General features: G+C 59.6%; 16 protein-coding genes. 2 read left to right on the top strand and 14 right to left on the bottom strand.

Annotated features, from left to right (window positions below; translation table 11 throughout):
• Positions 1-73 precede the first annotated feature (73 nt).
• The 6 genes from mltB to FJW00_RS17120 all read right to left on the bottom strand — a co-directional run bounded on the left by mltB (position 74) and on the right by FJW00_RS17120 (position 9,502).
• Positions 74-1,156 carry a lytic murein transglycosylase B gene (gene mltB, locus FJW00_RS17145; RefSeq protein ID WP_033736026.1) on the bottom strand — a complete coding sequence of 361 codons (1,083 nt, stop codon included), beginning with the start codon at positions 1,154-1,156 and terminating at the stop codon, positions 74-76.
• Positions 1,157-1,306: 150 nt separating this feature from the next.
• Positions 1,307-1,984, bottom strand: coding sequence for a respiratory nitrate reductase subunit gamma (gene narI, locus FJW00_RS17140; protein ID WP_046102444.1), 678 nt, complete (start codon positions 1,982-1,984; stop codon positions 1,307-1,309).
• A complete protein-coding gene (narJ, locus tag FJW00_RS17135; RefSeq protein WP_140925074.1) occupies positions 1,981-2,709 on the bottom strand; it encodes a nitrate reductase molybdenum cofactor assembly chaperone in 729 nt (242 codons plus the stop codon). Before narJ ends, narI begins: the two co-directional genes overlap by 4 nt.
• Positions 2,706-4,250, bottom strand: a complete 1,545-nt coding sequence (gene narH, locus FJW00_RS17130) for a nitrate reductase subunit beta (protein WP_140925071.1) — start codon at positions 4,248-4,250, stop codon at positions 2,706-2,708. The genes narJ and narH overlap by 4 nt, the downstream gene beginning before the upstream one ends.
• The gene (locus tag FJW00_RS17125) at positions 4,247-8,008 is read right to left on the bottom strand and encodes a nitrate reductase subunit alpha (RefSeq protein ID WP_140925069.1); all 3,762 of its coding nucleotides are present in this window, start codon (positions 8,006-8,008) and stop codon (positions 4,247-4,249) included. The genes narH and FJW00_RS17125 overlap by 4 nt, the downstream gene beginning before the upstream one ends.
• A gap of 99 nt (positions 8,009-8,107) precedes the next feature.
• Positions 8,108-9,502 carry a NarK family nitrate/nitrite MFS transporter gene (locus FJW00_RS17120; RefSeq protein ID WP_140925067.1) on the bottom strand — a complete coding sequence of 465 codons (1,395 nt, stop codon included), beginning with the start codon at positions 9,500-9,502 and terminating at the stop codon, positions 8,108-8,110.
• Between the two features lie 313 nt (positions 9,503-9,815).
• Between FJW00_RS17120 and narL the strand changes: the two genes are divergently transcribed.
• Positions 9,816-10,466: a two-component system response regulator NarL gene (gene narL, locus FJW00_RS17115; RefSeq protein ID WP_009086917.1), complete on the top strand. Its 651-nt coding sequence runs from the start codon at positions 9,816-9,818 to the stop codon at positions 10,464-10,466.
• A 23-nt stretch (positions 10,467-10,489) separates the two neighbouring features.
• Here the strand turns inward: narL and FJW00_RS17110 are convergent, their stop codons facing one another.
• The gene (locus FJW00_RS17110) at positions 10,490-11,413 is read right to left on the bottom strand and encodes an amidohydrolase family protein (protein WP_140925065.1); all 924 of its coding nucleotides are present in this window, start codon (positions 11,411-11,413) and stop codon (positions 10,490-10,492) included.
• Between the two features lie 585 nt (positions 11,414-11,998).
• On the opposite strand from FJW00_RS17110, the gene mutS reads away from it, so the two are divergent.
• Entirely contained in the window at positions 11,999-14,560 is a 2,562-nt protein-coding gene (gene mutS, locus FJW00_RS17105) for a DNA mismatch repair protein MutS (RefSeq protein WP_140925063.1), read from the top strand.
• Positions 14,561-14,680: 120 nt separating this feature from the next.
• Here mutS and rpoS read toward each other — a convergent pair whose 3' ends face one another.
• The 7 genes from rpoS to ispD form a co-directional block, all read right to left on the bottom strand.
• The gene (gene rpoS / locus FJW00_RS17100) at positions 14,681-15,673 is read right to left on the bottom strand and encodes an RNA polymerase sigma factor RpoS (RefSeq protein WP_009086923.1); all 993 of its coding nucleotides are present in this window, start codon (positions 15,671-15,673) and stop codon (positions 14,681-14,683) included.
• 57 nt (positions 15,674-15,730) lie between these two features.
• A complete protein-coding gene (gene nlpD / locus FJW00_RS17095; protein ID WP_009086925.1) occupies positions 15,731-16,831 on the bottom strand; it encodes a murein hydrolase activator NlpD in 1,101 nt (366 codons plus the stop codon).
• 162 nt (positions 16,832-16,993) lie between these two features.
• A complete protein-coding gene (locus tag FJW00_RS17090; protein WP_009086927.1) occupies positions 16,994-17,620 on the bottom strand; it encodes a protein-L-isoaspartate(D-aspartate) O-methyltransferase in 627 nt (208 codons plus the stop codon).
• A complete protein-coding gene (gene surE, locus FJW00_RS17085) occupies positions 17,614-18,375 on the bottom strand; it encodes a 5'/3'-nucleotidase SurE (RefSeq protein WP_140925060.1) in 762 nt (253 codons plus the stop codon). Before surE ends, FJW00_RS17090 begins: the two co-directional genes overlap by 7 nt.
• Positions 18,376-18,566: 191 nt before the next feature.
• Positions 18,567-19,607: a tRNA pseudouridine(13) synthase TruD gene (gene truD, locus FJW00_RS17080; protein ID WP_140925058.1), complete on the bottom strand. Its 1,041-nt coding sequence runs from the start codon at positions 19,605-19,607 to the stop codon at positions 18,567-18,569.
• Entirely contained in the window at positions 19,604-20,086 is a 483-nt protein-coding gene (gene ispF, locus FJW00_RS17075; RefSeq protein WP_009086933.1) for a 2-C-methyl-D-erythritol 2,4-cyclodiphosphate synthase, read from the bottom strand. Before ispF ends, truD begins: the two co-directional genes overlap by 4 nt.
• Entirely contained in the window at positions 20,086-20,802 is a 717-nt protein-coding gene (gene ispD / locus FJW00_RS17070) for a 2-C-methyl-D-erythritol 4-phosphate cytidylyltransferase (protein ID WP_046102453.1), read from the bottom strand. Before ispD ends, ispF begins: the two co-directional genes overlap by 1 nt.
• Position 20,803: the final 1 nt, after the last annotated feature.

The following is a 20,803-nucleotide window of genomic DNA, read 5'->3' as shown; positions in this document are numbered from 1 at the left end:
TCCAGAAATAACTGTGGCTGTGTGGCCTGAAAAGGCCGACATCATATAACCTTACAGTTAACAAGGGTAGCCTTTATAACAGACCACCCTGTCGCGCTTTGCCGACCGCCTCACCCAGCTGCCACACCGCCATCGCATAGTGGGTGCTGTGGTTATAGCGGGTGATGACATAAAAATTGGGCAAGCCATACCAGTACTGATAACTGGTGCCGAGATCGAGCCGCAGCAGACTCACCTCATCGTTGCCGTCCAGCGAGCCCTGAGGAGATAATCCTGAGGCCGCCAGCATGCTCACGCTGTAGCGGGTTTTGAAGCCATCATCCAGCATCGGTGCCTGACCGCTGGCCGGAACGGCAACATTTTCACCGCTGCGCCAGCCATGTTTCTGGAAGTAGTGCGCCACGCTGCCGATCGCATCCACCGGATCCCAGAGATTGGCATGACCGTCTCCGTTGAAATCAACCGCATACTCCTGATAAGAAGAGGGCATAAACTGACCATAGCCCATCGCGCCGGCGAAAGAGCCTTTCAGCGCCAGCGGGTCATCCTGCTCTTTACGCGACATCAGCAGGAAGGTTTCCAGCTCGCTGCTGAAGTACTCAGCACGGCGTGGATAGTTGAACGACAGGGTCGCCAGCGCATCCAGAATGCGCGTTTTCCCCATGACGCGCCCCCAGCGGGTTTCCACGCCGATGATGCCGACAATAATTTCCGGCGGCACGCCGTAAACCTGCTGCGCGCGCTGCAGCGCATCCTGATACTGGTTCCAGAACGCTACCCCGTTTTGCACGTTATCCGGCGTAATGAATTTGTTGCGATAGCGGATCCAGGCCCCGTTAGGACCCGGCGCGGGCGTATAGCTCGGGGCCTGACGATCCATCAGCCGCAGCACATAATCCAGCCGTTTTGCCTGACCGATAATGTCGTGCAGTTGCTGACGATCAAAGTCATGCTCTTTCACCATCTTATCGATAAATTTCTCGGCGGCCGGATTGCCGGCAAAATCGCCAGACATGCCCGATCCGTTATGCGACGGCTGCAGTAAAAAACCGCCCTGTGGCGCAGCCAGCATCTTCTGCCGGGAGGGAACGTCAGGTTTGCTGCTGCAGGAGGCCAGAAGCGGAATAAGGGCAAGGAGGGCTAGCTTGAGACGCATCGGTTATCCATAAACGAGGGGGTAAAATCAGATGCGGTAATAGTAGACGTTCAGCGCAGCGACATACAGGTCAAAATCTTAAAAAAACGTCAAGGCTGACGCCGGTGAAAACCGCCGCAGGGCTGCCCTGCCCCCGCGGCGGCTCAGCATTCAGCGACGGTTTCTGACCAACTGATAGCGCCGGGTCAGGTACTCAACCGGTGCGCTCCAGATATGCACCAGCCGGCAGAAGGGGAACAGCAGGAACAGGGTCATCCCCAGCACCATATGGACGCGGTAGATCACTGCCACCCCGGCCAGATGCTGTGAAGCACCGCCGTGGAAAGTCACCACCGCCTGTGCCCAGCCCACCAGCTTCATCATTTCACTGCCATCCATATGCTGAGCAGAGAAGGGAATGGTCAGCAGGCCCAGCGTGGCCTGCACCACCAGCAGGGTCAGGATCAGAATATCGCCGACGCTGCTGGTCGCCCGCACCCGCGGATGGGTCAGACGACGCTTCAGCAGCAGCGCTCCCCCGGCCAGCGTCATCGCCCCGAACAAGCCACCCGCCACCATCGCCAGCTTCTGCTTCACGTCGATCGGCAGAAACGACTCATACATCCAGTGCGGCGTCAGCATCCCGACGAAATGCCCGAAGAAGATGCCGATAATGCCGATGTGGAACAGGTTAGAGGCAAGCCGCATCCCCTTTTTATCCAGCATCTGACTGGAACCGGCCCGCCAGCTGTACTGCCCGTAGTCATAGCGCAGCCAGCTCCCCACCAGAAAAACCGTTCCGGCAAGATAGGGGTAAATATCGAAGAAGAAAGTGTTCAGAACATTCATGCTGACTCTCCTGTGCGGCGTGCCGTCGCCGCGGCAATATCCAGATAGTGCGGCGCGACCGCATCGGCGAAGCGACGCTGATGCATCGCCTGCTGCGCTGAGACACAGCCCTGCTCGCCGAGAAATTTAATCTGCTCCTCTTCCCAGACCGCATCCAGCGCCGCCGGGGTGTCGTCACGCGCTTCCTTCGCCACCTGCGGCCGGAGGGCGGCCGGGTCAGCCGCGCTGCCCGCCAGCGTCAGTAACAGCGTGAAAAGGTCGGCATAGGGACTCTGGCGCGCTTCCAGACGCGCCGCCAGCAGAGCCAGAATCGGCACGATATCCTCCAGTCCCTGGCGCGCCGCCTCGTCACTTTGACAGGCGAGATACTCCAGATAGAGCGGCAGATAATCGGGCAGCTCTCTGCTGTCCAGCTCCAGACCGGCGGCCCGGTAGTGCGCCAGCAGATCGACCATCGCCTGACCGCGATCGCGGGATTCGCCGTGCACATGCTCAAACAGCAGCAGCGAAGTGGCGCGGCCGCGATCAAACAGGGCGCAGTAGTCCGCCTGCGCATCCAGCAGTGGCCGCGCACAGAGCTGCTGAATAAACTGCTCCAGCCCTGCCCGCTGCGGCAGATCAAGTTCCTCTGCCGCGTCCAGTGCCGCGATCAGCTCAGAGTGATGAGCAAACAGCGCCTCGTCCGGGTAATCCAGCAGCCGTGACAGCATCCGTAACGTCATCATGAGGCATCCTCCTGGCGGCGGGTTTGACTGGCGATGTCGATGGCATCAATGCGACGGCTGTTAAACAGATTGAACCGGCTGTCGCTGCCGTGACAGCCATCGCCAAAGCTAAAGCCGCAGCCTTTACTTTCCGGGAAGGCTTCACGCGCCAGCTCGCGATGGCTGGAAGGCACCACAAAACGATCTTCGTAGTTGGCAATCGCCAGATAGCGGTACATCTCCTGCGCCTGCGCCTCGGTCAGGCCGACCTGTTCCAGCGCGCGGCTATCGCGCTGCCCCTCCACGCTCTCAGCGCGTTTGTAGTGGCGCATCGCCAGCATCCGTTTCAGGGCCTGCAGCACCGGCGCGGTGTCGCCTGCGGTCAGCAGGTTGGCCAGATACTCAACCGGGATGCGCAGGCTCTCCACATCCGGCAGCACGCCAGTATGAGCCAGCGCGCCGCCATCCACTGCCGACTGAATCGGTGACAGCGGCGGCACATACCAGACCATCGGCAGCGTGCGGTATTCCGGATGCAGCGGCAGCGCCAGCTTCCACTCCATCGCCATTTTGTAGACCGGCGAACGCTGCGCCGCGTCGATTACGCTCTGCGCCACGCCGTCGTTCAGCGCCTGGGCGATCACTGCCGGATCGTGCGGATCAAGGAAGATATCCAGCTGACGCTGGTAGAGATCTTTCTCGTTTTCCGCTGACGCCGCCTGTTCAATCCGGTCAGCGTCATAGAGCAGCACGCCGAGATAGCGGATCCGGCCAACACAGGTTTCCGAACATACGGTCGGCTGGCCCGATTCAATGCGCGGATAACAGAAGATGCACTTCTCAGATTTGCCGCTTTTCCAGTTGAAGTAGATCTTCTTGTAAGGACAGCCGGTGAGGCACATGCGCCAGCCGCGGCATTTATCCTGATCGATCAGCACGATGCCATCTTCGCCGCGCTTGTAGATGGCGCCGCTGGGACAGGTTGCCACGCAGGCCGGATTGAGGCAGTGCTCACAGAGGCGCGGCAGGTACATCATGAAGGTGTGCTCAAACTGCCCATAGATCGCCTTCTGGATGTTATCGAAGTTCTTATCCTGCGAGCGCTTCGCAAACTCGCCGCCAAGGATCTCCTCCCAGTTCGGGCCATTCTCGATCTTTTTCATCCGCTGACCGGTGATCAGCGAGCGCGGGCGGGCGATCGGCTGCTGTTTTCCGGCGGGTGCATTGTGCAGATGCTGGTAGTCGAAATCGAACGGCTCGTAGTAATCATCCAGCGCGGGCACGTCCGGATTAGCAAAGATCTTCGACAGCAGCCCGACACGGCTGCCCATGCGCGGCTCCAGCCTGCCGTTGATCTTCCGGATCCAGCCCCCCTTCCACTTCTGCTGATCTTCCCAGGCGTGCGGATAGCCGACGCCGGGCTTGCTCTCGACGTTGTTAAACCAGGCGTATTCCATCCCCTCGCGGCTGGTCCAGACGTTTTTGCAGGTCACCGAGCAGGTGTGGCAGCCGATACATTTGTCGAGGTTCAGCACCATGCCGACCTGTGAGCGAATTTTCATGGTTTCACCTCCTGCTGGCCGCCCTGGCAGGCGTCGTGCCCTTCCCCGTCTAACCAGTCAACGTTATTCATTTTTCTCACTACCACGAACTCATCGCGGTTCGACCCGACGGTGCCGTAGTAGTTAAAGCCCCAGGAGAGCTGGGCGTAGCCGCCAATCATATGGGTCGGTTTCGGGCAGGCCCGGGTCACAGAGTTGTGGATCCCGCCGCGCTGGCGGGTGATCTCCGAACCGGGGATATTCACGATGCGTTCCTGAGCGTGATACATCATGGTCATACCGGCCGGGATGCGCTGGCTCACCACCGCGCGGGCGGTCAGGGCACCGTTGGCGTTGAACGCCTCGATCCAGTCGTTATCCGCAATGCCCAGTTCGCGGGCATCCTCTTCACTCATCCAGACAATCGGGCCGCCGCGCGACAGGGTCAGCATCAGCAGGTTGTCGCTGTAGGTGGAGTGAATGCCCCACTTCTGATGCGGCGTCAGGAAATTCAGCGCCTTCTCCGGGTTGCCGTTGGGTTTACTGTTGAGCAACGGCTTCGCTGCCCGGGTGTCAATCGGCGGACGGTAGACCATCAGGCTTTCGCCGAAGGCGCGCATCCACTCATGGTCCTGATAGAGCTGCTGACGGCCACTCAGGGTGCGCCACGGGATCAGTTCATGAACGTTGGTGTAGCAGGCGTTGTAGGAGACATGCTCATCTTCCAGCCCTGACCAGGTCGGGCTGGAGATGATTTTGCGCGGCTGCGCCTGGATATCGCGGAAGCGGATCTTCTCATCTTCTTTGTTCAGCGCCAGGTGAGTGTGATCGCGACCGGTTATCGCGCCCAGCGCCTGCCAGGCTTTTACCGCCACCTGACCGTTGGTTTCCGGCGCCAGCGCCAGAATCACCTCGGCCGCATCAATGGCCGTGTCGATATTGGGCCGTCCCGCAGCCGGGCCATCCGCTTTGACATAGTTCAGCTGCTTCAGGAGATCGACCTCTTTGCAGGTGTTCCAGCTAATCCCTTTGCCGCCGTTGCCCTGCGCCTCCAGCAGTGGCCCCAGCGTGGTAAAGCGCGCCCAGGTCGCCGGATAGTCACGCTCCACCACCATGATGTGCGGTGCCGTTTTACCGGGGATCAGATCGCACTCCCCTTTTTTCCACTCTCTGACTTCAAACGGCTGCGCCAGTTCGGCAGGCGAGTCGTGCAGCACCGGCAGCGTCACCACATCCGTTTCAACGCCTAAATGACCGGGGCAGAGGTCGGAGAAGGCTTTGGCGATGCCTTTGTAGATCTCCCAGTCACTTTTTGACTCCCAGGCGGGGTCGACCGCCGCCGAAAGCGGATGAATAAACGGATGCATATCCGACGTATTCATGTCGTCTTTTTCATACCAGGTGGCGGTCGGCAGCACCACGTCGGAGTAGAGGCAGGTGCTCGACATACGGAAATCGAGGGTCACCACCAGATCCAGTTTTCCTTCGGCGCCCTGCGCCTGCCATTCGACCTCCTCCGGCTTCACGCGCCCCTGCTGGCCTAAATCTTTTCCCTGAATGCCGTTTTCGGTGCCGAGCAGATACTTCAGCATGTACTCATGCCCTTTCCCTGACGAGCCAAGCAGGTTAGAGCGCCAGACAAACAGGTTTCGCGGAAAGTTCTGCGGATCGTCCGGCTGTTCAGCGGCAAAGCGCAGGGTGCCCTGCTTCAGGCTCGCCACGGTATAGTCAATCACCGACTGCCCGGCGGCGCTGGCCCGGGCGGCGATGTGCAGCGGGTTGACGTTAAGCTGCGGCGCGGAAGGCAGCCAGCCCATGCGTTCGGATCGGACGTTAAGGTCGATCAGGCTGCCGCTGAAGCGGCTTTTATCGGCCAGCGGTGAGAGCAGTTCTTCGGTCGCCAGGGTTTCATAGCGCCACTGGCTGGAGTGGTTGTAAAAGAAAGAGGTGCTGTTCATCTGGCGTGGCGGACGCTGCCAGTCGAGGCCAAAGGCCAGCGGAGCCCAGCCGGTCTGCGGACGGAGTTTCTCCTGACCAACGTAATGCGCCCAGCCTCCGCCGCTCTGACCGACGCAGCCGCAGAAAATCAGCAGGTTCATCAGTCCCCGGTAGTTCATGTCCATGTGATACCAGTGGTTCATACCGGCACCGACAATGATCATTGAACGTCCGTGGGTTTTCTCCGCGTTCCCGGCAAACTCGCGCGCGAGGCGGATGATGTTCTGCCGGGAGACGCCGGTGATCTGCTCCGCCCAGGCGGGACTGTAGGCTTTGATCTCATCATAGTTTTGCGCGCAGTGAGCATCGCCCAGACCGCGATCCAGCCCGTAGTTCGCCAGGGTCAGATCGTAGACGCTGGCGACCCGGGCTTCGCTGCCATCTGCCAGCGTCAGGCGTCTGACCGGCAGCTTATGCAGCAGGATCTCATCCAGCGCGACGCTGTTAAAATGGTCGCTGGTGATGCCGCCGAAGTAAGGGAAACCGACCTCGACCACCTCATCGTGGCTGCCGAGCAGACTCAGCTGCAGCTCCACCTCTTTTTGCGACAGGCCATCGCGCTGCTCCAGATTCCATTTCCCTTTTTCACCCCAGCGGAAGCCGATCGCGCCCTGAGGGGCCACCAGCTCGCCGGTGGTCTGATCCAGCGCCACCGTTTTCCATTCCGGGTTGTTTTTCTGACCCAGGCCATCGACCAGATCGCTGGCGCGTAGCTGGCGACCCGCGGCATAAAATCCGCCTTCACGCGGCTCCAGCAGCACCAGCATCGGCATGTCGGTGTAGCGGTGCACATAGTCACGGAAATAGGGGACATCACGGTCGAGGTGAAACTCTTTCAGCATCACGTGGCCCATCGCCAGCGCCAGCGCGCTGTCAGTGCCCTGCTTCGGACTCAGCCACTGGTCGCACAGCTTCGCGACTTCGGCATAGTCCGGGGTGATCGCCACGGTTTTCGTCCCCTTGTAGCGGACTTCGGTAAAGAAGTGCGCATCCGGGGTGCGGGTCTGCGGCACGTTTGAGCCCCAGGCGATGATGTAGGAAGCGTTATACCAGTCGGCGGATTCCGGCACGTCGGTCTGCTCGCCCCAGGTCATCGGTGAGGCCGGTGGCAGGTCACAATACCAGTCATAGAAGCTCAGGCAGGTGCCGCCAATTAACGACAGGTAACGCGCCCCGGCGGCATAGGAGACCATCGACATGGCCGGAATCGGCGAGAAGCCGACCACGCGATCAGGGCCGTAGGTTTTGGCCGTGCAGATATTCGCGGCGGCAATCAGCTCATTCACCTCCTGCCAGCTGGATCGCACAAACCCGCCGCGTCCGCGCGCCTGTTTATAGCTGCGCGCTTTTTCCGGATCGCGGATGATGGAGGCCCAGGCCTCTACCGGATCGCTATGCTGCGCCTTCGCCTCGCGCCAGAGCTGGATTAGCGTCTTACGCATCAGCGGATATTTCAGGCGGTTGGCGCTGTAGAGATACCAGGAGTAGCTGGCACCGCGTGGACAGCCGCGCGGTTCATGGTTCGGCAGGTCGGGACGGGTGCGGGGGTAGTCAGTCTGCTGGGTTTCCCAGGTGACCAGGCCGTTTTTGACGTAGATTTTCCAGCTGCACGAGCCGGTGCAGTTAACGCCGTGGGTGGAGCGCACGACTTTATCGTGCTGCCAGCGACTGCGGTAGCCATCTTCCCAGTCACGGTTGCTGTTCAGCGTCTGACCATGCTGGCCGGAAAAGGGCTCAGCCAGCTGTTTGAAATAGCGAAATCGATCGAGAAATTTGCTCATCCGGAAGGCTCCTGAAGGCCTGGTGTCACATTGTTCACTCTGCATGCGTGCTGATGCAGAAAATAAAGGGATTGCCGGTGCGCCACACCGGCGTTGTCGTTATCCGGCGCGCGCTTTTCGTCCGTAGACCCGCCAGGTCACGGCGATACAGCAGAGGTAGAAGACCAGAAAGATTTTCATCGCCCCGGCCGGAGAGCCGGTCATGGCAAGCGAGAGGCCAAAGGTCTGCGGAATAAAGAAGCCGCCCAGCGCGCCGATAGCGGAGATAAAGCCAAGCGCCGCGGAGGTTTCTGTGGCGGCTTCCCGCTGTGCCAGCGCCTCGTCACCGCCTTCGGCTTTGATGCGTTCCAGCGTCAGCCGGCGGAAGATCACGGCAATCATCTGGTAGGTGGAACCGCTGCCGAGGCCGGAAGTGAGGAACAGGCCCATAAACAGGGCGAAGAAGGCGACGAACGATCCCTGATGGCCGGCTCCCGGCAGCGTGAGGAACAGCAGCGCAGCAAACAGCGCCATCAGCACGTAGTTGATCAGAGTGACGCGGGTCCCGCCGAAGCGATCCGAGATCATGCCGCCTGCTGAGCGCGCCAGTGCGCCAATCAGCGGGCCAAAAAAGGCGTAGTGCATAATCACCACGCCGGGAAACTGCGTCTTTGTCAGCATGGCGAAACCGGCCGAAAAGCCGATAAAGGAGCCGAAGGTCGCCAGATAGAGCAGCGCCATGATCCAGAGGTGCGGACGTTTCAGCACCGGCAGCTGTTCGCGCAGCGAGGATTTCGCTGCCGCCAGATCGTTCATCCCCAGCCAGGCGGCCAGCGTGCCGATGGCCAGAAACGGCACCCAGATCCAGGCCGCATTTTCCAGCCAGAGGCTATCGCCGCTCGCGGTGACTTGCCCCCCATCGGCAAAACCAAAAATGGCGCAGGAGATCGCCAGCGGGGCAACAAACTGCATGACGCTGACGCCGAGGTTCCCCAGGCCGCCATTGATGCCCAGCGCGCCGCCCTGACGGGCTTTGGGAAAGAAGAAGCTGATATTGCCCATGCTGGAGGCGAAGTTCGCCCCCCCGAAACCGCACAGCAGAGCGATCGCCATAAAGGTGGCGAAGGAGGTCTGGCTGTCCCTCACTGCAAAACCGAGCCACAGGCAGGGGACGATCAGGATGCCGGTGCTGAAGGCGGTCCAGCGGCGTCCGCCAAAGACGGGAATCACAAATGAGTAAGGCACACGCAACAGCGCGCCGGAGACCGACGGCAGCGCGGTCAGCAGAAAGAGCTGTTCGGTACTGAAGCGGAAGCCGACCTTATTCAGGTTAACCGCGACGGTGCTGAACAGCATCCAGACGCAGAAGCTCAACAGCAGACAGAAGACAGAGATCCAGAGGTTGCGGCTGGCGATGCGTTTACCCCGCGCCTGCCAGAAGGCCGCATTTTCCGGTTGCCACTCCTGGATCGGTGCGCCGCGCGTCGGGGTTTGCAAAGGGGCAGATTGGGTCATGACTCTCTCATCAGCAGAAGAATAATGGGGCATATCCTGCGTATCCGCCCTGCCCGCTTGCTTGATACAAATCAACGGCAATGCAGGTTATCCGGGCGTGGTCATCCTGTCTCAGCCGGGATAAGTAGCGGAGAGGCAGCAGAGAGTCATTGCAAATCATAGGGTTAATCGGCTGCACTGAAAATGGCGTGCCGGGAAGAGGTAAAAATGGAAATAAAGGAGTAGTCCTTTGGGGGTATATAGCGTCCCCGCCTCACCGGTAAGATAGGCCCACGCCCGATCCGGACGGGCAGCGGCGACAGGAACAGGAGTCATGGTGACGGCAGAGACATTTACGCTTTTATTGATCGACGACCACCCCATGCTGCGCAACGGGCTGAAGCAGCTAATCGCGCTGGATGAGAGACTGCAGGTGGTTGCCGAGGCGGGAAACGGTGCGCAGGGCGTGGCGCTGGCGCAGCAGCACGATCCTGACCTGATCCTGCTGGATCTGAATATGCCGGGACTGAATGGGCTGGATACCCTGACCCGACTGCGCGAAGCCCCCCTCTCCGGGCGGGTGGTGGTGTTCAGCGTGTCGGATGAGGAAGAGGATGTCGTCAGTGCACTGCAGCGCGGCGCCGATGGCTATCTGCTGAAAGATATGGAGCCGGAAGCGCTGCTGAAAGCCCTGCATCAGGCGGCGGCCGGTCAGATCGTGCTGAGCGAGGCGTTAACGCCGATACTGGTCACCCGGCTGCGCGACGCCCGGCCTGCCCGCCCGCGTGACATCACGCAGCTGACCCGACGCGAACGCGAAATCCTGCAGCTGATCAGCGACGGGATGACCAATAAAGCGATCGCCCGTAAGCTGACCATCAGCGAAAGCACCGTTAAGGTCCACGTCAAATATCTGCTGAAGAAGATGAACCTTAAATCCCGGCTGGAAGCCGCGGTCTGGGCGCTGCAGCACGGGCTGAACTGACCTGGCTGCCTGTAAATGCTGCGTCAGAAGTCATAGAGCTTAACGGGGTTATCACGCAGTATTCTCTGCCGATCCCGACTCTCCGGCGCCCAGACCTGCATCAGATCGAGTAACACCGCATCGTCCGGCTTATGGCTGTCCGGTTCGGTCGGGTGCGGCCAGTCGCTGCCCCACAGCAGCCGTTCCGGGTTAATCTGCACCAGTTTCTGTGCCACCGGCGTCACATCCTTATAGCCCGGCGCGCCGGTTAAGGAGTCGATATAAACCCCGGAGAGTTTTATCCAGCTTTTCCCGCCATCCAGCATCCGCTGCAGCGTGGTAAACACCGGCGACGTAATGCCCTCCGGCTGCGGCACGTGCCCCATATGATCGATCACCACCGGGGTCGGGAGTTTTTGCAGCCGGCTTTCCAGTTCGGTTAAGTGTTTACCAGAGGTCACCACCTGAATATGCCAGTTCAGGGGATTCACGCGTGCTGCTAACTTCTCCATATCATCGAGGTTAACCGCGCTGTAACGCAGATTAAACCGGATTCCCCTGACGCCCGCCTGATGCAGCTTCTGCAGTTCATCATCGCTGACCGACGAATCCAGCACCACCACGCCGCGCGCATTTCCCCCGCTCGCCGCCAGGCCATTCAGCAGGACGCTGTTATCGGTTCCGTAGCGTGAGGGCGTGACAATCACCATCCGGTTGATGCCCAGTCTCTGCTGAAGCTTCCGATAGTCTTCCAGTGAAGCGTTCGCCGGGTTCATCAGTTTTGTGCCAGGCACGGCAGGACAGCGGCTGTCGTACAGATGCATATGGCAATCGACGCTGCCTGGCGGCGGAATCAGCTGAGGTTTTTTCTCGCCCGAACTGTAAGGCACGTTTGCGAAGGCGGGAAACGTCGCCGCGAAAGCCAGCGCCGCGCCTGAGTGTAAGAAATGCCGACGGGTTAGTGACATTTATCCTCCTGATAATTAAGGTCATTAAAGCCGTTATCCAAACTTTCCGTTCCATCCTGAGCGCGACGTCATCATCCCGGCAAACTCTCCCGGTCGCCGCTATGACGGCGTGATGCTGACCTGACTGCGCCGGGTAAATTTTGCGCGCTGAAAATGTAACCCGTTGATTCAAGCACTTTTGTCCGCCGGGCGCAGATGTGCGTGCCGCTTCTTTGACCGGTGTCTCTTTTTCAGGCGGGCACGGCGGACTGATTTCCTTTAATCCGCGCGACCCTGCCGGTGAACCGCACGCTCCGCGCGCAGCCGCCTGATCGGCAATCCCCCGGTGCGCTATCCTGTCAGAAATCGCGAGCCGCCTCGCAGCAGCACATCAGAGAGTGCAAAAGTGACACTTTTCTGTCGCCAGCCGCCCTGCCATTTGCCAGGATGGCTCCTGGCCGGTCAGGTTCACGGTCTGCGCATCAGGCTGGCATATGCCCTGCCCTATTCGTTATCATCTGATTATCCCGCGCGCCTGGAATCCCTTTCGGTTTCATGGGCGTTGACCGCCAGAAATTTACCGCATCAAAGATGAGTTAAAACCTTATGCAAGAGCCAACCGAAAAGGACTTTCCTTCTCACACGCCCATGATGCAGCAGTACCTGCGCCTCAAGGCAGAGCACCCTGACATTCTGCTGTTTTACCGTATGGGTGACTTCTACGAGCTGTTTTATGACGACGCGAAACGTGCCTCACAGCTGCTGGAGATTTCGCTGACCAAACGCGGCGCGTCGGCGGGCGAACCGATCCCGATGGCCGGTGTGCCCTATCATGCGGTTGAGGGGTATCTGGCTAAGCTGGTGCAGCTGGGCGAATCCGTGGCGATCTGCGAGCAGATCGGTGACCCGGCGCTGAGCAAAGGTCCGGTCGAGCGCAAAGTGGTGCGTATCGTTACGCCGGGAACCATCAGCGATGAGGCGCTGTTGCAGGAGCGGCACGACAACCTGCTGGCGGCGATTGTGCAAAGCCCGCGGGGGTTTGGCTACGCCACGCTCGACATCAGCTCGGGCCGTTTTCGCCTCAGCGAACCTGCCGATGCTGAAACCATGGCGGCAGAGCTGCAGCGCACCAACCCGGCCGAGCTGCTCTACCCTGAAGATTTCCAGGCGATGTCACTGATCGATCAGCGTCGTGGCCTGCGCCGCCGTCCGCTGTGGGAGTTTGAGATCGACACCGCCCGGCAGCAGCTCAATCTGCAGTTCGGCACCCGTGACCTTAACGGGTTTGGCGTGGAGAATGCGCAGCTCGGACTGAGTGCGGCGGGCTGTCTGCTGCAGTATGCCAAAGATACCCAGCGCACCACCCTGCCGCACATCCGCTCGCTGAGCATGGAGCGGCAGCAGGACAGCATCATTATGGATGCGGCCACCCGCCGTAATCTGGAGATCACCCAGAACCTGGCAGGTGGCACCGACAACACCCTGGCGGCCGTGCTCGACAAAACGGTCACCCCGATGGGAAGCCGCATGCTCAAACGCTGGCTGCATATGCCGCTGCGCGACGTACGCACAATCACCCAGCGTCAGGAGTCGATTGCAGAACTGCAGCCTCTCAGTGAGGTGCTTCAGCCGGTGCTGCGTCAGGTCGGCGATCTGGAACGAATCCTGGCCCGCCTGGCGCTGCGCACCGCCCGCCCGCGCGATCTGGCCCGCATGCGGCACGCTTTTCAGCAGCTGCCGGAGCTTAACCAGCTGCTGGCCGATGTTGAAGCGCCACAGCTGCAGAAGCTGCGCACCCAGATGGGCGAGTTCGCCGCGCTGCGTGAGCTGCTGGAGCAGGCGATCATCGACTCCCCGCCGGTGCTGATCCGCGACGGCGGCGTGATTGCCCCCGGTTATAACGCCGAGCTGGATGAGTGGCGTGCGCTGGCCGATGGCGCAACGGACTATCTCGACAGGCTGGAGATTCGCGAACGCGAGAAGCTGGGACTGGATACCCTCAAGGTTGGCTTTAACGGCGTACACGGCTACTTCATCCAGGTGAGCCGCGGGCAGAGCCATCAGGTGCCGATGCACTATGTCCGTCGTCAGACCCTGAAAAATGCGGAACGCTATATTATCCCGGAGCTGAAAGAGTACGAAGACAAAGTACTGACCTCGAAGGGGAAAGCGCTGTCGCTGGAAAAAAGCCTCTATGAGGCGCTGTTCGATCAGCTGCTGCCGCATCTTGAAGCGTTGCAGCTGAGTGCTGCGGCGCTGGCAGAGCTGGATGTGCTGAGCAATCTGGCTGAGCGTGCCTGGACGCTGAACTACTGCCGGCCGGTGTTGCAGGATAAAGCCGGGATCAAAATCAGCGGCGGTCGTCATCCGGTGGTCGAACAGGTGCTGAAAGAGCCGTTTATTGCGAACCCGCTCTCCCTGGCCCCCCAGCGCAGAATGCTGATCATCACCGGTCCGAACATGGGCGGTAAAAGTACTTATATGCGTCAGGCGGCGCTGATTGCGCTGATGGCGTGGATTGGCAGTTTTGTTCCCGCCGATGAGACGCTGATTGGCCCGCTGGATCGCATTTTCACCCGCGTGGGTGCCGCTGATGATCTCGCCTCCGGACGCTCGACCTTTATGGTGGAGATGACCGAAACCGCCAACATCCTGCACAACGCCACCGAAAACAGTCTGGTGCTGATGGATGAGATTGGACGCGGTACCTCCACCTACGACGGCTTATCGCTGGCCTGGGCCTGTGCCGAAAACCTGGCCAACCGCATTAAAGCGATGACGCTGTTCGCGACCCATTACTTCGAGCTGACCACCCTGCCGGAGAAAATGGAAGGCGTGGTCAACGTTCACCTGGACGCGGTGGAGCACGGTGACACCATCGCCTTTATGCACAGCGTGCAGGAGGGGGCCGCCAGCAAGAGCTATGGTCTGGCCGTGGCAGCGCTGGCGGGGGTGCCCAAAGAGGTCATCAGGCGCGCGCGCAGCAAGCTGAAAGAGCTGGAGACCGTCTCCAGTCACTCCGCCTCATCGACGGTCGATGGTTCTCAGCTGCCGCTGCTGGTTGAAGAGACCTCACCGGCGGTAGAAGCCCTGGAGGCGCTGGACCCGGATACGCTGACGCCGCGTCAGGCGCTCGACTGGATCTATCGCCTTAAGTCGCTGGTCTGAAGGTTCGCCGTGCCGCGTAAAAGCGCGGACCGGCCCGCTACGTTTCTGCCTGACCTTTTCTGCAGGCATAAAAAAAGCGGTGGTTTTCACCACCGCTTTTCGCATTCATGCTCAGATCAGTTATTCACGAAACAGTGCTTCAATGTTGAGGCCCTGCGCCTGCAGGATTTCGCGCAGACGGCGCAAACCTTCAACCTGAATCTGACGGACACGCTCACGGGTTAAGCCGATTTCACGGCCGACATCCTCAAGCGTTGCCGCTTCATAGCCCAACAGGCCGAAACGACGTGCCAGCACTTCACGCTGCTTGGCGTTCAGTTCGAACAGCCATTTGACGATGCTTTGTTTCATGTCATCGTCCTGCGTGGTGTCTTCCGGGCCATTGTCTTTCTCATCGGCCAGAATATCCAGCAGCGCTTTTTCAGAATCCCCGCCTAATGGCGTGTCAACCGAGGTAATGCGTTCGTTGAGACGCAACATACGGCTTACGTCATCAACCGGTTTATCAAGCTGCTCCGCGATCTCTTCCGCACTCGGCTCATGGTCGAGCTTGTGGGACAGTTCACGCGCAGTACGCAGATAAACGTTCAGTTCTTTAACAATGTGAATCGGCAGACGGATAGTACGGGTTTGATTCATGATCGCCCGTTCAATGGTCTGACGAATCCACCAGGTGGCGTACGTTGAGAAACGGAACCCGCGCTCCGGGTCAAATTTCTCAACGGCGCGAATCAGGCCGAGGTTACCTTCTTCAATCAGGTCCAGCAGGGCTAAACCACGATTGCTGTAACGACGGGCGATTTTCACCACCAGGCGTAAGTTACTTTCGATCATACGGCGACGGGAAGGAATATCACCCCGCAATGCACGGCGAGCGAAGAAAACTTCTTCCTCTGCCGTTAACAACGGAGAATAGCCAATCTCCCCAAGATAGAGCTGCGTCGCATCTAAAACACGCTGCGTCGCACCCTGTGATAGCAACTCTTCTTCCGCTACGTCGCTATCACTGGCTTCGTTTTCAACGAGTGCTTTCTCGTCAAAAATTTCAGCTCCGTTCTCATCGAATTCCGCGTTCTCATGTAACTCGTTTACTTTCAGCGTATTCTGGCTCATAAGCGGCTCCTACCCGTGATTCCAGGGCAGAACATAAAAAGGGTCTGTTCTGCCGGATTATCGCTGCGGTAAATAACGCAACGGGTTTACGGATTTCCCCTTGTAACGAATTTCAAAATGTAATCTGACTGAACTGGTTCCGGTGCTACCCATGGTAGCGATCTTCTGCCCCGCCTTAACTTCCTGTTGTTCCCGAACCAGCATTGTATCGTTGTGGGCGTAGGCACTCAGGTAATCATCGTTGTGTTTAATGATGATTAAATTACCGTACCCCCGGAGTGCGTTACCTGCGTAAACCACGCGTCCTGATGCGGTGGAAACGACAGATTGTCCGCGCGTTCCGGCGATATCGATCCCTTTATTGCCACCTTCGGCGGCAGAGAAGTTATCGATAATCTTCCCATCGGTCGGCCAGCGCCAGCTTCCGACCGGCGTTGAACTGTTGGTGGTACTGCTCACCGTTGGGGGGGCGGTAACGACTGGAGCTGTTGTCGTTGCAACATTTGCTCCTTTCGAAGGCAACAATTTGCTGCCACCCGAATTACCCGAATCATCAGAATACGTAATAACAGGTTGCTGTGCAACAACAGGCGCTTTAATTTGTGGCGACGCCGGAACACCGCCCTGCGTTGCATCAGCAACGGTAATGGGATTTCCGCCCGTAATCGGCTGACCTGACCCATTTCCAATCTGCAGCGTTTGCCCCACATTCAGGCTATAGGGCGCAGGAACGTTGTTGCGCTGGGCTAAATCGCGGAAGTCGTTGCCGGTAATCCAGGCAATGTAAAACAATGTGTCACCGCGCTTAACGGTATATGTTTCACCGGAGTAACTACCCTTTGGAATATTCTGATAACTGCGGTTGTACACAATCCGGCCATTTTGTGTCTCAACATTATCGCTGGTACTAATCATTCCACCGCTACGGGGAGCAGATCCTGAATTTGTGCTTAACATTTGTCCCTGGGCAGGTGTGGCAGGTACGCCGCCCGAAACCATGCCTGTGTCAGACGGGCTGCTGTTCATGCCGCCATTGTCGCCCACGCGACTGATGGGCGCCTGCGAGTTGTCGCTGGAGCTGCAGCCTGCCAGCCAGAAACCTACCAGTGAAAGCGCCGCCAGACGGCGTAACTGAAAAAGTGTGCTTCCCGTGCTCATTAATCCCCCGTGATGGCAACTCTGATCTATCTGTTTCACTGTATCTGCCAGCAGAATGCTCTGCGTGACGCGATAAAAGCTGTGTTTTCGTTAGGTAAACCGGATAGTAACAACATCAGGTACGTGGTGCCATGAAACAGTTGTGAAGAAATACGTAGAGGGTCAGGCCAGATCGCCCTGCACCAGCGGAACAAAACGCACCGGCTCGATGGTCTCTTCCGTCACCTCTTTTCCCTGACGACGCAGCCGTTTCAGTACCTGCTGATCTTCCCCCACCGGCAGCACCATAATGCCGCCTTCTGCCAGCTGCGCTATCAGCGCAATCGGAATTTCCGGCGGGGCCGCCGTGACGATAATCGCATCGAACGGGCCACGGGATGGCCAGCCCTGCCAGCCGTCGCCATGGCGGGTAGAGACATTGTGCAGATCGAGCTGTTTCAGCCGGCGCTTGGCCTGCCACTGCAGCCCTTTAATCCGCTCCACGGAATAGACGTGATCAACCAGGTGGGCCAGAATGGCGGTCTGATAACCCGAACCGGTGCCGATTTCCAGCACCCGCGAATGGGGATTCAGCCCAAGCAGCGCGGTCATCCGCGCCACCATGTAAGGCTGTGAGATGGTCTGACCGGAGCCGATAGGCAGAGCGACATTGTCCCAGGCCTTGTGCTCGAACGCCTCATCGATAAAGCGTTCGCGTGGCACCTCGCTGATGGCTTTCAGCAGGTTTTCGTCATGGATGCCCTGCTGACGCAGTTGTGACAGCAACGTCTCAATACGCCGATTCACCATGCCAGATTCACCTCAGCTTTCGCCAGCCAGTCGCTGAGCACCTCCTGGGCACTGTGCGCCGTTAAATCGACGTGCAGCGCGGTGACAGAGACATACCCCTGATCCACGGCGGCGAAGTCCGTATCCGGCCCGGCATCCAGTTTTTCACCCGGCGGGCCAATCCAGTAAAGGGTATTGCCGCGCGGGTCCTGCTGCGCAATCACCTGATCGGCCGGATGGCGGCTGCCACAGCGCGTCACGCGAATGCCCCGGAGCTCGGAGAGCGGCAGATCGGGCACGTTGATATTGAGAATGCGACCGGTGCGCAGCGGCTCATGCGTCAGCGCCCGGAGAAGCGCACAGGTCACCGCCGCGGCTGTCTCGTAGTGCTGATGACCATTGAGCGAAACGGCGATCGCCGGTAAGCCCAGGTGTCTCCCCTCCATCGCCGCCGCGACCGTACCGGAGTAAATCACATCATCCCCCAGGTTGGGACCGGCATTGATGCCTGACACCACAATATCGGGCCGCGGCTGCATCAGGGCATTCACCCCCAGATAGACACAGTCGGTCGGGGTACCCATCTGCACCGCGATATCGCCGTTTTCACGGGTGAACGTTCGCAGGGGCGTTTCCAGGGTGAGCGAGTTTGACGCACCGCTTCGGTTACGATCGGGGGCAACCACCTGCACGTCAGCAATCTGCCGCAGGGCTTTCGCCAGAGTCTGAATACCTGGCGCATGAATGCCGTCATCGTTGCTGAGCAATATCCGCATTTCGTTCTGACCTTTTTTTATTCGACTGGTCGCCGCGACTGAACCTGTCTGAACGGCATGGCAACAGGTGAGGAATGGGCGGCGATTTTTGCATTCTAGCGAGGCACGCAAGGAAGTGGTAGGCGTAAATCACACAGCAGAGGGGGGTTGCCGCAACATTCCCCACACAGCGGGTCAGGTTGCGGCGAAGATTACTCATCAATCTGATCGGACGCGTCGGCCTGAACCAGCAGTTCTCTGACGACACTGGTGGCGAAGCTGCCTGCGGGCAGCCAGAACGTCAGCTCCAGCGTCACCTCATCCCACCAGCTCCAGCGCAGATCGCGCGGCACGACCAGCATGGCACGGCGTGCGGCATCCACCCGCTCGCGCTCAATCAGGCCGTTCAGCAGGGTTTCGCCAGCCAGCACCTGCTCTTCAAAAGCCAGCGCATCCGCCTGCGGACCCGGCTCGCCCCGCCCCGGCAGCGGCGCGGTGATGCGCAGTTCATGCTGTTCAACCCGGCGCTGGCACGCTTCCAGCTCATCCGGCTGCGCAACAAACCAGCTGCCTCGCCCGGTCAGCTGCAGGGCATCGCCGTTAAGGACCTGACTCAGGCCGCCCTGCTGCGCCAGACGCGCACTGGTCACCTGATTAAACAGCGCACTGCGCGCGGCAGAGAGCATCAGGCTGCGCTTGTTGCGATCGCGCAGGGTAATCTCATTGCGCGCCCACTTCTCTGCGATCACCAGGTTATTGCCGCCGCGCCCGAAACGCTGCTCACCGAAATAGTTCGGCACACCCGCGTCACGAATCTGCGTCAGGCGCGTCTCAACTGCCTCACGATCGCTGATCTGGCGGATGACCAGCCGGAACGCATTTCCGGCCAGCGCGCCGGTGCGCAGCTTGCGCTTGTGGCGTACCGCCTGCAGGATCTCAACCCCCTCCAGCGCAAAACCGCGCAGATCGGGCATCGCATTCCCCGGCAGACGGAAACAGAGCGTCTGCTCCGTCACGGCATGGCGATCCTTCATCCCGGCATAGCTCATGTCACGCTGATGCACACCGAGATATTTCGCCAGCGCCTCCGCCACGAAGCGGGTATTCGCGCCCACTTTACGGATGCGCACCAGCAGATGCTCACCTTCCCCATCCGGGCCATAACCGAGATCTTCAACCACCACAAAATCTTCCGGGCTGGCTTTGATGACGCCGGTGGCAGCGGGCGTGCCGTGCAGATAGTGAAGCGTCATTGAGTGTCGGCTTTCAGCAGCAGGGCCACCGCTTCGCAGGCGATCCCTTCACCGCGCCCGGTAAAGCCCAGCTTTTCGGTCGTGGTGGCTTTGACATTGACCGCATCCATGTGACATCCCAGATCTTCCGCGATGTTGATGCGCATCTGCGGCACATGCGGCAGCATTTTCGGCGCCTGGGCAATCAGGGTGACATCCACGTTACCGATGCGATAGCCTTTGGCTTCGATACGACGCCAGGCCTCGCGCAGCAGGCCGCGGCTGTCCGCGCCTTTAAACGCGGGATCGGTATCCGGAAACAGTTTGCCAATATCGCCCATGGCGACCGCGCCCAGCAGCGCGTCCGTCAGCGCATGCAGCGCCACATCACCATCGGAATGGGCAATAAACCCCTGCTCAAACGGGATCCGCACACCGCCAATCACTAACGGACCCTCTCCGCCAAAGGCGTGAACGTCAAAACCGTGACCGATACGCATCATGCGCTCTCCTTTAATTGAATCTGACTCAGATAAAAAGCCGCCAGCGCCAGATCTTCTGGCCGGGTGACTTTGATGTTATCACTGCGTCCGCTGACCAGCAGCGGATGGTAGCCGCAATACTCCAGCGCCGAGGCCTCATCCGTAATGGTTGCGCCCTCGGTCAGTGCCCGCGTCAGGCAGGCTGTCAGCAGCGCATGCGGGAAAAACTGGGGGGTTAAGGCGTGCCAGAGATCGTCACGCTCTACCGTGTGGGCCACCGCGGCTTTGCCCGGCTCGCCCCGCTTCATGGTGTCGCGCACCGGTGCGGCCAGAATCCCGCCGACGTGGCTCTGTTCGCGCACGTTGAGCAGCTGCTGCAGGTCGTCGGGATGCAGACAGGGACGGGCAGCATCGTGAACCAGAACCCACGCGGCACCCTGCGCGGCCTGCAGGCCAGCCAGCACCGATTCGGCGCGGGTCTCTCCGCCGGTAACCCTGAGCACGCGCGGATCGCGCGCCAGCGGCAGTGAGGCGAAGTGCTGATCGTCGGGACTGAGGGCGACAATAACCTGTTTAATGGCAGGATGGGAAAACAGACGTGCAATGCTGTGTTCCAGAAGGGTGTGCTGACCAATCGTCAGATACTGCTTAGGACAGGTTGCCTGCATGCGGCTGCCGATCCCGGCCGCGGGCACCACGGCAATCACATCCGCAAGGGAGGCCAGAGTATTCATG

The sequence above is a fragment of the Pantoea anthophila genome (genome assembly GCF_006494375.1).
Lineage (GTDB): Bacteria > Pseudomonadota > Gammaproteobacteria > Enterobacterales > Enterobacteriaceae > Pantoea > Pantoea anthophila.
The sequence above is the reverse complement of the archived record's forward strand: the minus strand, read 5'-3'. Positions and strand labels throughout refer to the sequence as shown.

Excerpts from the sequence above, each read along its gene's own strand:
- nlpD (WP_009086925.1), bottom strand. The coding sequence starts at position 16,831 with ATGAGCACGGGAAGCACACTTTTTCAGTTACGCCGTCTGGCGGCGCTT.
- FJW00_RS17110 (WP_140925065.1), bottom strand. The coding sequence starts at position 11,413 with ATGTCACTAACCCGTCGGCATTTCTTACACTCAGGCGCGGCGCTGGCT.
- rpoS (WP_009086923.1), bottom strand. The coding sequence starts at position 15,673 with ATGAGCCAGAATACGCTGAAAGTAAACGAGTTACATGAGAACGCGGAA.
- narL (WP_009086917.1), top strand. The coding sequence starts at position 9,816 with ATGGTGACGGCAGAGACATTTACGCTTTTATTGATCGACGACCACCCC.
- narI (WP_046102444.1), bottom strand. The coding sequence starts at position 1,984 with ATGAATGTTCTGAACACTTTCTTCTTCGATATTTACCCCTATCTTGCC.
- mltB (WP_033736026.1), bottom strand. The coding sequence starts at position 1,156 with ATGCGTCTCAAGCTAGCCCTCCTTGCCCTTATTCCGCTTCTGGCCTCC.
- ispD (WP_046102453.1), bottom strand. The coding sequence starts at position 20,802 with ATGAATACTCTGGCCTCCCTTGCGGATGTGATTGCCGTGGTGCCCGCG.
- narH (WP_140925071.1), bottom strand. The coding sequence starts at position 4,250 with ATGAAAATTCGCTCACAGGTCGGCATGGTGCTGAACCTCGACAAATGT.
- surE (WP_140925060.1), bottom strand. The coding sequence starts at position 18,375 with ATGCGGATATTGCTCAGCAACGATGACGGCATTCATGCGCCAGGTATT.
- FJW00_RS17125 (WP_140925069.1), bottom strand. The coding sequence starts at position 8,008 with ATGAGCAAATTTCTCGATCGATTTCGCTATTTCAAACAGCTGGCTGAG.
- truD (WP_140925058.1), bottom strand. The coding sequence starts at position 19,607 with ATGACGCTTCACTATCTGCACGGCACGCCCGCTGCCACCGGCGTCATC.
- FJW00_RS17090 (WP_009086927.1), bottom strand. The coding sequence starts at position 17,620 with ATGGTGAATCGGCGTATTGAGACGTTGCTGTCACAACTGCGTCAGCAG.
- narJ (WP_140925074.1), bottom strand. The coding sequence starts at position 2,709 with ATGATGACGTTACGGATGCTGTCACGGCTGCTGGATTACCCGGACGAG.
- ispF (WP_009086933.1), bottom strand. The coding sequence starts at position 20,086 with ATGCGTATCGGTCACGGTTTTGACGTTCACGCCTTTGGCGGAGAGGGT.
- mutS (WP_140925063.1), top strand. The coding sequence starts at position 11,999 with ATGCAAGAGCCAACCGAAAAGGACTTTCCTTCTCACACGCCCATGATG.
- FJW00_RS17120 (WP_140925067.1), bottom strand. The coding sequence starts at position 9,502 with ATGACCCAATCTGCCCCTTTGCAAACCCCGACGCGCGGCGCACCGATC.